This is a genomic window from Streptomyces sp. NPDC006140, from assembly GCF_040628815.1.
Classification (GTDB): Bacteria; Actinomycetota; Actinomycetes; order Streptomycetales; family Streptomycetaceae; genus Streptomyces.
The window spans coordinates 18910-33670 of the sequence record NZ_JBEXTS010000007.1; the positions used below are offsets into that span (position 1 = coordinate 18910).

9 protein-coding genes are annotated in these 14761 nt (G+C 70.1%); 7 read left to right on the plus strand and 2 right to left on the minus strand.

The window, feature by feature from the left end; all coding sequences use genetic code 11:
• Positions 1–97: 97 nt before the first annotated feature.
• On the minus strand, positions 98–748 hold the full coding sequence (locus ABZ386_RS19490; protein WP_358965311.1) for a TetR/AcrR family transcriptional regulator: 651 nt from the start codon (positions 746–748) through the stop codon (positions 98–100).
• 267 nt (positions 749–1015) lie between these two features.
• On the opposite strand from ABZ386_RS19490, the gene ABZ386_RS19495 reads away from it, so the two are divergent.
• The 7 genes from ABZ386_RS19495 to ABZ386_RS19525 all read left to right on the plus strand — a co-directional run bounded on the left by ABZ386_RS19495 (position 1016) and on the right by ABZ386_RS19525 (position 12341).
• The gene (locus ABZ386_RS19495) at positions 1016–2290 is read left to right on the plus strand and encodes an extracellular solute-binding protein (RefSeq protein WP_358965313.1); all 1275 of its coding nucleotides are present in this window, start codon (positions 1016–1018) and stop codon (positions 2288–2290) included.
• A gap of 71 nt (positions 2291–2361) precedes the next feature.
• A complete protein-coding gene (locus tag ABZ386_RS19500) occupies positions 2362–3441 on the plus strand; it encodes a sugar ABC transporter permease (RefSeq protein WP_358965315.1) in 1080 nt (359 codons plus the stop codon).
• Positions 3438–4352 carry a carbohydrate ABC transporter permease gene (locus ABZ386_RS19505; RefSeq protein ID WP_358965316.1) on the plus strand — a complete coding sequence of 305 codons (915 nt, stop codon included), beginning with the start codon at positions 3438–3440 and terminating at the stop codon, positions 4350–4352. The genes ABZ386_RS19500 and ABZ386_RS19505 overlap by 4 nt, the downstream gene beginning before the upstream one ends.
• 130 nt (positions 4353–4482) lie before the next feature.
• On the plus strand, positions 4483–6318 hold the full coding sequence (locus ABZ386_RS19510; protein ID WP_358965318.1) for a glycoside hydrolase family 3 N-terminal domain-containing protein: 1836 nt from the start codon (positions 4483–4485) through the stop codon (positions 6316–6318).
• Between the two features lie 41 nt (positions 6319–6359).
• Positions 6360–8771 (plus strand): glycoside hydrolase family 3 N-terminal domain-containing protein, encoded by a 2412-nt coding sequence (locus ABZ386_RS19515; RefSeq protein ID WP_358965319.1) that lies wholly within the window; start codon positions 6360–6362, stop codon positions 8769–8771.
• A 363-nt stretch (positions 8772–9134) separates the two neighbouring features.
• On the plus strand, positions 9135–11222 hold the full coding sequence (locus tag ABZ386_RS19520) for an RICIN domain-containing protein (protein WP_358965511.1): 2088 nt from the start codon (positions 9135–9137) through the stop codon (positions 11220–11222).
• An 87-nt stretch (positions 11223–11309) separates the two neighbouring features.
• On the plus strand, positions 11310–12341 hold the full coding sequence (locus tag ABZ386_RS19525; protein WP_351336148.1) for a LacI family DNA-binding transcriptional regulator: 1032 nt from the start codon (positions 11310–11312) through the stop codon (positions 12339–12341).
• Between the two features lie 7 nt (positions 12342–12348).
• Here the strand turns inward: ABZ386_RS19525 and ABZ386_RS19530 are convergent, their stop codons facing one another.
• Complete coding sequence (locus ABZ386_RS19530; RefSeq protein ID WP_358965321.1) at positions 12349–14694, minus strand: glycoside hydrolase family 3 N-terminal domain-containing protein; 2346 nt, start codon at positions 14692–14694, stop codon at positions 12349–12351.
• Positions 14695–14761: the final 67 nt, after the last annotated feature.

Here is a 14761-nt window from a genome sequence, read left to right on the forward strand (position 1 = left end):
GGAGACGCATGAGGTTCTTCGGCGCCCCTTGCGGGACTCCGGGCTCGACGTCGCCTTCATGCCCGCGTTCGTCGATCACGACCGGTTCGAGCAGAACTCAGTCGGAGTCGTCGCCATCCTGCCGATCAGAGCCTTCAGAGGCCGATTGCTGTGACCAGTGCGCCCGGGCAGCCGCCACGAGGCGCCAATAGGCGTCGACTGCGGCGACGACGTCGATGTCGTCCCGATACCGCCGCTGCAGCTGCAGCCCGTCCTGTACGGCGATCCCGAGGGTGGCGATCATCTCCGGGCTCACTCCCATCGGGGCGTTCTCGGAAGCCTCGGGGCCGGGATCGAGCGTCTGCGTCTGGGCCGAGCGGTAGTGCTCGACGAAGTACTTGTGCGCCGGGTGATCGCGGTAGATCGCCTCGGCGGCCAGGATGATGTACAGGGACGTCAGCCCCTCGTGTTCCGCGGAGTGGCGCGCGACCTCTTTCGACCGGGTCGGCACGTCGGTGGCCTGGAGCTCCGACAGATACTCGGCGACTGACGAGTCACGCAGGTTGAGCACTTCGACCAGGAGTTCTTCCTTGTCGGCGAAGTGGTGGAGGACCCCTGTCTGCGTGAGGCCCATCCGCCTCGCGAGCTCACGCATCGACGAGTGCGTGTACCCGGCCTCGGCAAAGAGCTCGGCTGCAGCGGCGATGATCTCCCGGCGGCGCTGGAGCCCTTTGCGATAGGGGCCGCGAGGCCCGTTGCGTTCCGCCATCCCCTCAAGATACCGGGGCGTGACGTCGTGACCGACCCGGGCGAGGGCGAGACGACGAGAACCGGACGAAAACTTGTCAGGTGAACTGTATTGCGGGATACTCGCCGCCACCGCGACATCCGGGACGACACCCCAGCCGGGGAAGCTGCAGCGTGAAACGACCTTCGGGCGAAAGGCTCTCGTGCACCTCGCGGGAGCGCACAGCGGCCGGGCCGCCTGCCATGTCGCCGCGGAACCGAGGCGCGCCGCCTGGACAAAGGAGTACAGATGCGATTCCCCCGAAGGTCCCTCGCTGTGCTTGCGGCGGTCGCGCTGACCGCCCTCGCCGCTGGGTGCGGAGCCGGCGACGAGGGCAGCGCCGACGGCAAGATCACTCTCAACATCTCGACGTTCAGCGAATGGGGATACGGCGACCTGCTGAAGGAGTACCAGAAGCTCCACCCGGAGATCACGGTCAAGCACAACCGCTTCGCCACGAGCGACGAGGCCAAGGAGCAGTTCCAGACCGCCCTCGGCGCCGGCTCGGGCCTCGCCGATGTCGTCGGTGTGGACAACAGCTGGATGCCGCAGATCCGCAAGTACCCGGACAACTTCGTGGACCTCTCCTCACCGAAGGTCGAGGGCCGTTGGAAGGACTGGACCACCAAGCTCGCCACCACGGACGACGGAAAGCTGCTCGGGTACGCGACGGACATAGGCCCGCAGACCATCGCCTACCGCGCCGACCTGTTCAAGGCGGCCGGGCTGCCGACCGACCGCAAGGCGGTCGCCGAACTCTTCGGGGGCGACGACGCGACGTGGGACGACTTCTTCGCCGTCGGAGAGAAGTTCATGGCCGCCAAGACCGGCCCGGCGTTCTACGACGCGTCGGCCTCGGTCGCGACCAGCTGGGCCGACCAGTACGAAGTGCTCTGGGAAGACCCCAAGACCGACGACATCATCGCGGGTGAGAACAAGGATCTCCGGAACATCTACGACACGGTGACGTCGCACGAGGACTTGTCGGCTCACCTGGCGCGGTTCAGCGAGGACTGGGTGAGCGCCTTCCAGAAGGACAAGTTCGCGGTCATGCTCGCACCGTCGTGGATGCTCGGCGTCATCAAGGGCAACGCGGCCGGGGTCAAGGGATGGGATGTCGCCGACGTCTACCCCAACGGCGGTGTCAACAGCGGCGGGTCGTACCTCACCGTGCCGACCCAGTCGAAGCACCCCAAGGAGGCGCAGGCGCTCGCGGAGTGGCTGACCGCCCCCGAGCAGCAGCTGAAGGCGTTCAAGGCGACGGGCAACTTCCCCAGCCAGGTCAAGGCCCAGAACAGCCCCGAGCTGCAGAAGGTGACCGACCCCTTCTTCCACGACGCGCCCGTGGGGAAGTTCCTCACCGCCCGTGCTTCCGCCATCAAGACGATCCCGTACAAGGGTGAGAACTACTTCGCGATCACAGCGGCGTTCAACGACGCGATCAATCGTGTCTCCGTCGACAAGACCCACTCCGCGAAGGAGTCGTGGGACATGTTCGTCGACGGGCTGGACGCGCTGAAGTGAGCAGCGCGTCCGCCAACCCGGGGGCGCCCGTCGCGGCGGGCGTCCCCGAGTCACCACCGAAGGAAGAGCCCATGGCCCATCCGGCAGTGAGCGCGTCGACCCGTGCGGACGCCTCCCCTCCACGACCTCCTTCCCGCTGGCGTCAGCGTCTGGGTCGCTGGGACATGAAGGCGTCGCCGTACGCCTACATCTCACCGTTCTTCATCCTGTTCGGGATCGTCGGCCTCTTCCCGCTGCTGTACACCGCCTACGTCTCGCTGCACGACTGGGACCTCATCGGCGGTCAGGGCGACTTCGTGGGGCTGGACAACTTCACCTTCGTCCTGGAACAGCCGGTCTTCTGGGACTCCATGGGCAACACCGTCAGCATCTTCCTGCTGTCGACTGTCCCCCAGGTCGCCCTCGCGCTCGTACTGGCCAGCCTCCTGCACGCGAACATCCGCGCGCGCACCTTCTGGCGCATGGGGGTGCTGCTGCCGTACGTCATCGCGCCGGTCGCCGTGTCGCTCATCTTCTCGCGCATGTTCGCGGATCAGTCCGGCCTGGTCAACGCGCTGCTTGAGCAACTGGGGATGGACCCGATCGGCTGGCATCGAGACAGCCTGCCGGCGCACATCGTCATCGCCAACATGGTCAACTTCCGGTGGACCGGCTTCAACACGCTCGTGCTGCTGGCCGCCATGCAGGCGATCTCCCGTGACCTGTACGAAGCGGCGATCCTCGACGGCGCGGGCCGGGTACGGCAGTTCTTCTCCGTCACGGTGCCCTCCGTACGCCCGACGATCATCTTCGTCGTGATCACGTCCACGATCGGCGGCCTGCAGATCTTCGACGAGCCACGCCTGTACGACACACAGGGGCTCGGTGGCAGCTCGGGGCAGTGGAAAACGATCACTCTGTACCTGTACGAACTCGGCTGGAACCAGCAGCGGCTGGGCCGCGCCGCGGCGGTGGCGTGGCTGCTCTTCCTGCTGATCATCGTGTTCGCAGTGGTCAGCAACTGGCTGTCGCGCCGCATCGCCTCCGGCGACGACCCGGTGACTGTCCCCCGAAAGGCGCGCCGCGCCGCCCGGCGAGACGCACGCCGGGCGGCAGCCCCTGCGCCCGCCTCCTCCGCACCGTCCGGTGACACGCCCGGGAGCAGCACGTGACCACTCCTTCCGTCCCGTACATCGAGCAGACATCCGGCCGAGGCGCCGCCCGAGCGGCGCGCCGCCGTCGCGACCGGGACCACGGTGCCGTGCGCCGGCCCGGACGGATGACCTACGTCATCCTTACCGTGGTCGCGCTGATTTCGATCTTCCCGCTCTACTACACACTCCTGCTCGCGTCCTCGACATCGGCGGAGGTCGCGCAGAACCCGATCCCCTCGCCCATCCCGGGCGGGCATCTGGGCGACAACCTCGTACGCGTCTTTGATTCGGACATCGATCTGCCGCGCGCGCTCTGGAATTCCGTCGTCGTCTCGGTGACGACGGCGCTCGCGGTCGTGTTCCTGTCCACGCTGGCGGGCTTCGCCTTCGCGAAGCTCCGGTTCAAAGGGCGGGCCGGTCTGCTCGCCTTCGTCGTGGCCACCATGGCCGTCCCGACACAGCTGGGCGTCGTGCCGCTGTTCATCGTCATGCGCGAGCTGGGACTGACGGGCAGCCTGTGGGCAGTGATCATCCCCGGCGTCGCGTCCGCCTTCGGAGTGTTCTGGATGACCCAGTATCTTCAGGCGGCCCTGCCCTACGAGCTCATCGAAGCCGCCCGCATCGACGGCGCCTCGACCTTCCGGATCTTCCGGTCCATCGTCCTGCCTGCCGCCAGGCCCGCGGCCGCGATGCTGGGCCTGTTCACCTTCATCGGAGCCTGGACCAACTTCTTCTGGCCGTCGATCGTCCTCGGCACGACCAACCCGACACTGCCCGTCGCGCTGCAACTGCTGCAAGCCGGGTTCTTCAAGGACATCCCCCTCATCATGACCGGCGTGCTGGTGTCGGTGGTGCCGCTGCTGGCGCTGTTCGCCGTCCTCGGCAAGCAACTCGTCGCCGGCGTCATGCAGGGAGCCATCAAGGGATGACGCCGCTCGCCGCAGCGCCCGTCCGGACCGTATCGCGCCGCGGTGCGCTGCCACTGCGTCCCAGCCCCGACCATGCGGAGGCCCGTGCCGAGGCCCCGGAGACGAACCTGAGAGGAACCACCGACCCCCCATGCACGCGACGACCGCACCGCACAGCACCGGATTCCGCGATCTCAACGGCAACGGCCGCATGGACCCGTACGAGGACCCACGGCTCGGCCCCGAGGAACGCACCGAGGACCTGCTGTCCCGGCTCTCGCTCGAAGAAAAGGTCGGTCTGCTCTTCCACACGGTCATCGAGATCGGCCCGGACGGCACGGTCCTCGAAGAGCCCGGCGCGATCAGCAAGTCGCCCACCAGCGAGGTGATCATCGGCAGGGCGATGAACCACTTCAACGTGCACCGCATCGATGACGCCCGGTCGGCCGCACGATGGAACAACGCGATCCAACGGCTCGCGGAGAAGACTCCGCACGGCATCCCGGTGACGATATCCACCGACCCGCGACACGGGTTCCTGGAGAACGTGGGGGCGTCGTTCACCGCGGGCCCGTTCTCGCAGTGGCCCGACGGGCTCGGCCTCGCGGCGCTGCGGGACCCGGACGTCGTACGGGAGTTCGCACGCCGGGCGCGCGACGAGTACCGCGCTGTGGGGATCCGCATGGCGCTGCACCCCCAGGTGGACCTCGCCAGCGAGCCCAGGTGGGCACGCCAGCTCCAGACCTTCGGCGCCGACACCGATCTCGTGGTGGCGTACACACGCGCGTATCTGGAGGGGTTCCAGGGCCCGACCCTGGACTCGACGAGCGTCGCCTGCGTCACCAAGCACTTCCCCGGCGCCGGCGCGCAGTTGGACGGCGAGGACGCGCACTTCCCGTACGGTCGCGAGCAGGTCTACCCGGGCGGGGCGTTCGGCGAGCACCTTCGACCGTTCGTGGCCGCCATCGAGCACGACACCGCCGCGATCATGCCCTACTACGGGATGCCGGTCGGGCTCGACATCGACGGAGAACCGATCGAGGAGGTCGGGTTCGGGTACAACAGGCAGATCCTCACCGGGCTGCTGCGAGAGCGGCTCGGGTACGACGGCCTGATCATCACGGACTGGGAGCTGGTGAACGACAACCTCGTCGGAGACCAGGTCCTGCCCGCCCGCGCGTGGGGAGTCGAGGAGCTCGACGCCCGCCGGCGCCTGGTCAAGATCCTCAACGCCGGCGCGGACCAGTTCGGCGGCGAACAGTGCACCGACCTGCTGCTCGAGCTGGTACGGGACGGCGTCGTCGCGGAGAGCAGAATCGACGAGTCGGCGCGCCGCGTCCTGCTGGTCAAGTTCCGGCTCGGCCTCTTCGACGACCCTTTCGTCGACGAGGATGCCGCCGGGGCCGTCGTGGGCAACGCCGAGACCCGGCGGATCGCGCTGGAAACGCAGTCCCGATCGGTCACCGTGCTCAAGAACGCCGTCGTCCATGGCGAGCCGCTGCTCCCCCTCGACCGGAACGCGCGCGTGTACGCGGAGGGTGTCGATCCGGACGCCCTCGCCCGGGCCGTCACCCCCGCGGCCACCCCGCAGGAGGCGGACCTGGCCATCGTGCGCATCGACGCACCCTTCGAGCCACGGGACGACCTGTTCCTGGAGTCGTACTTCCACCAGGGGTCTCTCGAACTGCCCCCCGGCCTGGTGCACCGACTGCGCATGATCGCCCAGCAGGCCCCGCTCATCGTGGACGTCGCCCTGGACCGCCCCGCCATCCTCACCCCGCTCATCGACGCGCTCGCCGGCCTCACCGTCACCTTCGGCGTCTCGGACGACGCACTGCTCGCCGCACTCACCGGCCGCATCGCCCCCCGGGGCAGACTCCCCGTCGAGTTGCCGCGCTCGATGCAGGCCGTGCGGGAGTCCGCGCCCGACGTGCCGGCGAACACCGCGGATCCGCTGTTCCCCCTGGGATCGGGGCTCGACATCTGATGACCGGTTCAGAGCAGGAATTCGTACCGAAGGAACAGGCCATGACCGACGCACGTTCCCGCGCTGCCGAGTTGCTCGGTCGGATGACCATGCGGGAGAAGGTCGCCCAACTGACGTCGCTCACACCGACGATGCTCTTCGACGCGAAGGGCATCCGCCCGGATGTCGCCGCGGCCAAGCTCGCGAACGGCATCGGCTACATCGAGCCGCACCTGGGCGGCTTCCCGACCGACGCGGCCGAACTCGCCCGGCTCAACAACGCGGTGCAGCGCCACCTCGTGCAGAACACCCGCCTCGGCATTCCGGCGATCATGCACATCGAGGCGCTCAACGGCGTCAACGCTCCCACCTTCACTTCCTTCCCCACGGCGATCGGTCTCGCGGCCACGTGGGACACCGCCGGGGTGGGCGAGATGGCCGCACTGATGCGCCGGCAGATGCGATCCGTGGGCCTGCACCACGCCCTCTCCCCGCTGCTCGACGTCGCCCGCGACGCGCGATGGGGCCGCGTACACGAGACCTACGGCGAGGATCCGTACCTGGTCAGCGCGCTCGGGGTGTCCTTCGTACGCGATCTGCAGGGCGAGTCGCTCGTGGACGGCGTCATCGCCACCGGCAAGCACTTCCTCGGGTACGCCATGAGCGAGGGCGGTCTCAACATGGCGACCGTACCGATGGGAGCGCGCGAGCTGCGGGAGGTGTACGCGCGCCCCTTCGCCGCCGCCATCCAGCTCGCGGGCCTCGGCTCGATCATGAACTCGCTCGCCGACTGGGACGGAGTGCCCGCTGCCGCCGACCCCCGCCTGTTCCGTGAGATGCTGCGCGACCAGCTCGGCTTCGACGGCACCGTCGTGTCGGACTGGCTCTCGATCGAAAACCTCGTGACACATCACCGCGCCGCGCGCGACGCACGTGAGGCGGCCGTGCTGGGCCTGCGGGCCGGGATCGATGTGGAGCTGCCCGAGCCGTTCGGCTACGGGGACAGCCTCATCGAGGCCGTCCGCGTCGGCGAGATCCCGGAAACGACCGTCGACGAGTCGGTGCTGCGGGTGCTGACCCACAAGTTCCAGCTGGGCCTGTTCGAGAACCCGTACGTGGAGACCGACCCCGTCGCCATCATGTCCCTGGCGCATGAGGGACGCGACCTCTCCCTGCGCCTGGCGCGCGAGTCCGTCACCCTGCTCAAGAACGCCGGCGGGGTGCTCCCGCTCGGCGGCGCTCCACGCATCGCCGTCATCGGGCCGCACGCCGACCGGATCGGCGCGGCCTTCGCCCCCTACACCTTCCCCTCCTCCATCGCGCTCACCCGGGCATTGCTGAACGGCGCGACCAGCTCGATGGTCGGCGTCGACGACATCGACACCTTCGGCCCCGACGACGCCTATGTGCGGCAGGAGATCGGGGACCTGCTCGCGATGGACGAGGACGAGTTCGCCCACACGCGGTACGGCGCCGTCTCCCTCGCGGACGCCCTGCGCGCCGCGCTGCCCGACGCGGAGATCCTCGTCGCCGCAGGATGCGGCATCACGGACGGGGCCGAGGAGATGCGCGCCGCCGTCGAGGCCGCGCGTGACGCCGACATCGTGGTCCTGGCGCTCGGCGGCCTGGCCCGGTGGTTCTTCAGCGAACGGACGGAGGGCGAGGGCGCGGACACCGCCGATGTGCGACTGCCGGAGGTACAGCGCCGGCTTGTGCACGAGATCGCCGCGCTCGACAAGGCAACCGTCGGCGTGATCTTCTCCGGCCGTCCCGTCGCCCTCGGTGACGTCGAGCCCGAGCTCGACGCGATCCTTCTCGGCTACTACGGCTCGCAGTTCGGCACACGCGCGGTGGCGGACATCCTGACCGGCGTCGCCGAGCCGCAGGGACGCCTGCCCTACACGATCCCCCGCTCCAGCGGACAGGTCCCCATCCACTCCGGCCAGCGGTTCGGCAGCGGGTACCGCCGCCGCGAAGGCGACCCGCACGGCGGGTACGTGGACGAGTCCGCGGCACCGCTCTATCCGTTCGGCCACGGCCTGACGTACACACGTTTCGTCTACTCCGACCTCAATCCGAGCAGCACAACGGTCGCACCCGACGGCACGGTCGACATCACCGTCACCGTCGAGAACGCCGGCGACCGCCCGGGCGTGGAGCTCGTCCAGCTCTACGTCGAGGACGATGCCCCCGGTATCTCGCGGCCGGCACTCCAACTCGCGGGGTTCCACCGGCTGGAACTTCAGCCAGGAGGTAAGGCGACGGTGACGTTCGCATTGGAGCTTCCTCTGTTGGCCTACCTGTCCCCGGACGACAGGTGGGTCGTGGACCCGGGACCGATGTGGATCTCCGTCGGCTCGTCGTCGAGCGACCTTCCCGTGCGCACCCGTCTGGACGTCGTCGGTGACACCGCCGACGTCACACAGCGGAGGGTCTACCTGACCCACTCCACCCACGACGCCGGACTGCTCTGAACGAGAATGCCCTCCGCCGGCCATCGGGCGGGTCTGCGCCGAAGGCGGCCTTGCAGGCGTGGCTGAGAGGGGTGGTCATCGCCGGACACCGCGTGCCCTGCGGGCCGCCCGGACGCGTCTTGTACGCCGGGGCATGACCACCAGTCACGAAAGTCTTTCGGAAACGGGCTCGTGACATGGCGGCGCCGCGTCCCAATACTGCCCGGAAGGCAATTGCCGAACGTCGCCACGTTCGAAGGAAACGCAATGAGAAAACCACAGGCCCGGAGGGCTCTCTCGGCAGCGACAGCCATGGGCGTCGGCGTGGCATTCGCCGTCGCCTCCGCCGGGAGTGCGGCGGCCTATCAGCCGACCCCGTCGAATATGTACGTGGCGGGCAATCCCGCCGCGTGCAACAAGAATCCCTGCGTCCTCTACCCGAAGTCGGCGCAGCTTCCGAGCGGCCGGATCGTGGCGACGTTCGAGAACAGCCAGACCGACCCGGTGGGGCAGACGCTCCCCGTCTACAAGAGCGACGACGACGGCACGACCTGGCAGAAGCTGGCCGATGTGAAACCTCCGGCCGCACTGTCCAGCGACCCGCAGTACGCCAAGTACACGAGCAACTGGACCAACGCGTACCCGTACACGCTCCCGCAGGACGTCGGTGATCTGAAGGCCGGCACGCTGCTGCTCGCGAGCATCGTCTCGGGCGACGACTCCTACTACCGGGAGCAGAAGGCCGCCGACCCGACGTGGACGCCGACCGGTGACGGCGACCGCAAGGACGTCGCGCTCGCCCTGTACGCCAGCACTGATGACGGCGCGACCTGGAGCTTCGAGAACATCATCGCCGCCGGCGGGTGGCAGGGCGGCAGCGCGGGAAGCATCGGACGGGTGTCCCGGGCCAACACCGCGGCACAGGTCGACCCGATATGGGAGCCGCACCTGCTGGCCCGGGGCGGCAAGCTGATCGCCTACTACTCCGACGAGAACGACTACCTCGGTTACGACACCGCCACCGGCGTGCCGACCCTGGACCCGGACAACGCGACGGCGGCGGACTCCGGCGGCCAGGTCCTCGTGCACCGGACCTGGGACGGCACCAGCACGTCCTGGAGCCGGCCGGTCGTCGACGTGCCCGGCCTCACCGTGGACCGGGGCAACGGCAAGACGGAGATCGGCGGCGGACGCCCCGGCATGACAACGGTCGCGCCGACCACCGACGGCAAGTGGATCATGACGTACGAGTACTGGGGAGGCGGCACCGACGTCCGGTACAAGATCGCGGACGATCCGCTGAAGTTCTACGCGGCCGCCGACCACCCGATCACCGACCTGCCGGTACCGGCGGGGGGCCACACGCTCGCCACCGGCGGCAGCCCGGTGCTGCTGCCGATGCCGGACGGGCGGATCGTGTACAACGCCGCCGGCAGCGGCAACGTGTGGGTGAACGAGTCCGGCCGCAGCGACGGCACCTGGAAGGAGTACCAGACGACGCTGCCCGCCGGGTACAGCCGCAACCTGCAGTACGTCGAGGGCACCGGGCGCGTCCTCGTCCTCCAGGCCTCCTGGAGCGGCAACAGCGTCGGGCCCGTGCGCTACGGCGAGGTCGACCTCGGCCACTCCGACGGCGCCTACTACACCCTGGTCAACCGCCTGACCGGGCAGGCCCTCGCCCCCGACGCCGGCAAGACGCAGGACGCGAACCTCACCGGCGACGTCCCCGACCTCGTCCTCAGACCCCGAAACGCGGCCGACGACACCCAGCGCTGGCACCTGACGGACAAGGGCTCCGACGTGACCCTGCTCAACAAGGCCGGCGGCCGCGCGGCCGGCATCTGGACCGGCAGCGCGACCGCCGGGCAGCGCCTCGCCCAGTGGGTCGACGACAACGCCACCGACAAGCGGTGGACCCTCGTGCCCTCGACCGACGGGTACTACAAGGTCCGGTCGGTGCGGAACACCAGCCTGTACATGACGGGCGCGACGCAGAACGGCCCCGTCGACGTGGAACCGGCGATCGACGCGTCCGCGAACCCCGCGGCGGACGACGCGCAGGAATGGCAGCTCGTGCAGGAGCCGGCGGCGAAGAACCCCTTCACGCTGAAGGGCGCCAACTCTGCCCGCTGCCTCGACGTGCCGAACGGACAGACGGGCGTGCAGGTCCAGATCTGGGACTGCGTCGGCAACCAGAACCAGACGATCACCGCGACCGACGCGGGCGAGCTGCGCGTCCTCGGCAACTGCCTCGCCGCGGCCGGTGACGGCACCACCCCCGGCACCCAGCTGATCCTGTGGCCCTGCAACGGCAAGTCCAGCCAGAAGTGGTGGCTGCGCCTCGACGGGTCCGTCGTCAACCGCTCCAACGGCCTCGCCATCGACGTCGCCGGCTGGGCGACGGCCAACGGGTCGAAGGCGCAGCTGTGGACGGCTCTCGGCAACGCCACCCAGAGGTGGAGCCGGAACTGAGTCCGGGCCACCGGGCGCCGGAGGGTTGTCCCTCCGGCGCCCGGTGCTGTTGGCTTGCGGCGGGATTCCAGGTCGAGGACGAGGGACGTGACCGTACAGGACAAGGGGCAGCTGGACGCGCAGTACGGGCTGCTGACCGATATCGCACAGGAGGCGGGCGTGTCGCTCAGCACCGTCTCCAAGGTGGTGCACCGGCGCCGCGACGTCGGCGCGGCGACCCGCGCCCGGGTCGAGGAGCTGCTGGCGCGCCACGGATACGTCCGCCCGTGGGAACGCGACCACAGGGAGCCGCGGCAGATCATCACCGTCTTCCGGGACCTGTCGGGCCCGTACACCCTGGAGGTCGTACGCGGCATCGTGGACGCGGCGGGCGAGCTCGGCGTGGACGTGGTGACCGGCACCACCGGCCGGCGTTCCATCTCGCAGTGGCTCGAGGAATGTGTGGCGCTCGGCGCGGCCGGGCTGATCATCGTGATCTCGATGCTGGCGGAGGAGGACCAGCGGCGCATCGTCGAGCAGCGGCTGCCGGTGGTGCTGGTGGACCCGCTCAGCGCGCCGTCGCCGGAGATCCCGAGCATCGGCGTGACCAACTGGAGCGGGGCCCGGGACGCCGTGCAGCACCTGCTCGGCCTGGGACACACCCGGATCGGCATGGTCGCGGGCCGCTCCCACTCGCTGGCGGGGGCGGCCCGCCTGCACGGTTACCGGGCCGCGCTGGAGGAGGCCGGGATCGGCTACGACCCGGCGATCGTGCGCTCCACCGACTTCGACTACGACGAGGCGCTCGCCGCCACCCTGCAGATGCTGCGCACCGAGCAGCCGCCGACGGCCGTCTTCGCGGCCAGCGACGCGCAGGCGCTCGGCGTGCTGGAGGCGGCCCGCCAGCAGGGCCTGCGCGTCCCCGAGGAGCTGTCGGTGATGTCGTTCGACGACACGCTGGTGGCGGCCATGGCCAGCCCCCCGCTGAGCGCGGTGCGCCAGCCGTTCGAGGAACTGGGGCGCGAGGCGACCCGGGTGCTGTTGCAGACGGCCGAGGGCCGCCCACCGGCGTCCCCGCGCATCGAACTGGCGACGAAGCTGGTGCTGCGGACCTCGACGTCCGTGGCCCGCAGCACCTGAAGGGCGGTCACTCCCGCTCGACGCTCACCGGCACACCGTGCTGCCGTACGGCCGTCAGATCCCGCACAGCACCGACGAGTTCCACCTTCGCCTCGGCCGGGGTGTCCCGGCTGGACGAACCGGCGTACAGCAGGATCTCGCCCGGCTCGACGATCCGGTGGCCCTCCAGACCCGTGAAGGCCAAGCGGTCGGTGTGGACGTCGAAGCGGACGGTCGCCTGCTCGCCGGGCCCCAACTCGACCTTGGCGAACGCCAGCAGTGCCCGCACCGGGCGGGTGACCTGGGCGACCGGGTCGGTGAAGTACAGCTGGACCGTCTCGGCGCCGGGCACCTCGCCGGTGTTCCGCACCCGGACCCTCACGCCGAACCGCCCGTCGGTCGGCACCTGTTCGCGGTCGACGGCCAGGTGGCCGATCTCGAACGCCGAGTACGACAGCCCATGCCCGAAGGGGAAGGCGGGCGTCGGGTCGAGGTTGGACAGCCAGCTCTGCCGGTCGCCGAGCGGCGGGTGGAGGTACGTGTACGGCTGCCCGGCGGGCGAGGCGGGAATCTGCACGGGCAGCTTGCCGCTGAAGTTCGCGGCGCCGGAGAGGAGTTCGGCGACCGCCCGGCCGCCCTCCTCTCCCGGCAGGAAGACCTGCACCATGGCCGCCGCGGCGTGCGCGAACCGCCCCACGGCGTACGGCCGGCCGCTGTTGACGACGAGGACGACGGGCCTGCCGGTGGCGAGCACCGCCTCGACCAGCTCCTCCTGCACGCCCGGCAGCCGCAGGTCCTCCACGTCGCAGCCCTCGCCGGAGGTGCCGATGCCGAACATGCCGGGCTTGTCGCCGACGACCAGGACGGTCAGGTCGGCGGCGGCGCTCGCCCGGGCGGCGGCCGGGATGCCGGAGCGGTCCTCCTCGCGGACCGGACAGCCCGGCATGAACTCCCATTCCACCCCCGGCAGTTCGGCGGCGAGCGCGGTCCGCAGCGATACGGCCTCGACGCCGTTGCCCAGGTCGTCGCGGTCGGAGAGGACGTGGTTGGGGAAGCTGTAGCAGCCGAACATGGTACGGACGTCGTCGGCGCACGGGCCGATCAGGGCGATCCGGCCACGGGACGGCAGCGGCAGGACGCCGTCGTTGGACAGCAGGACGGCGCTCGACCGCGCCACGGCGTGGGCGAGTTCGCGGTTCTCCGGCTTGTCCAGATCGAGGGCACCGGCGCGCAGGGCGGGCGGCTCGGGGTCCCAGTCGGGGTCCAGCAGCCCGAGCGCCACCTTCTGCCGCAGCACCCGGCGCACCGCCCGGTCGACATCGGCCTCGTCGGCCTCCCCCCTGCGCACGGCGTCGACCAGCGCCGCGCCGAAGCCGCGCTGGTCCGGCAGTTCGACGTCCAGGCCGGCCGTCAGCGCGAGGGCCCCGGCGGCGGGCAGGTCGGCCGCGACCCGGTGGGCGTTCACCAGGAACGGCAGCGACCAGTAGTCGGAGACGACGGTGCCCTCGAAACCCCACTGCTCGCGCAGCACCCCGGTCAGCAGCCACCGGCTCGCGGCCGGGGCCTCGCCGTCGATCTCGGCGTAACTGTTCATGACGGACCCCACCCCGGCGGCCACCAGCCGCTCGAACGGCGGCAGGATCACGTCGTACAGCTCCCGGCGGCCGATGCGGGCGGGCGCGTGGTTGCGGCCGCCCATGGACACGGAGTAGCCCGCGAAGTGCTTCAGGGTGGCGTACACCCCGGCGCTCTGCACGCCGAGGACGTACGCCTCGCCCATCTCGCCGACCAGGTACGGGTCCTCGCCGAAGGTCTCCTCGCAGCGGCCCCACCGGTAGTCACGGATGACGTCGACGACGGGGGCGAGGCCCTGGTGGACCCCGGCCGCGGCCAGGTCCGCGCCGATGGCCGCGCCGAGTCGGCGGATCAGGGCCGGGTCGAAGGTGGCCGCCATGCCCAGCGAGGTCGGGTAGATGGTGGCGCCGTAGGCGGTGAAGCCGGTCAGGCACTCGTCGTGCGCCATGGCGGGGATGCGGAACCTGCTCTGCGCCATGATCTGCCGCTGCCGCTCGGCCAGCAGCCGGGCGTGCTCCAGGGCGGGCCGGGGCACGGTGCCGTAGGGGCGGGTGAGCTGGCCGAGGCCGTGGCGGGCGGTGACGTCGAGGTCGCCGACGCGGTCGAAGAGGCTGGTGCCGGGCGCCACGTCCGGGCCGGCCGGTTCGACGTCCTCCCAGGTGCTGCTCAGCTGCGCGACCTTCTCCTGAAGGGTCAGGCGGGCCAGCAGTGCCTCGACGCGTTCGTCCGCCGGGAGGCCGGGGTCGGCCCACGGGTCTGCCGGTGTGAGGCCGGTGGGGTCCGGGGTGGTGGTCGTCATGCACGACTCCTCGTGGGATTGCTCGGGCGTGGGAGTGCTGCTTTGGAGGGCATGCCGAGGAAGGCCG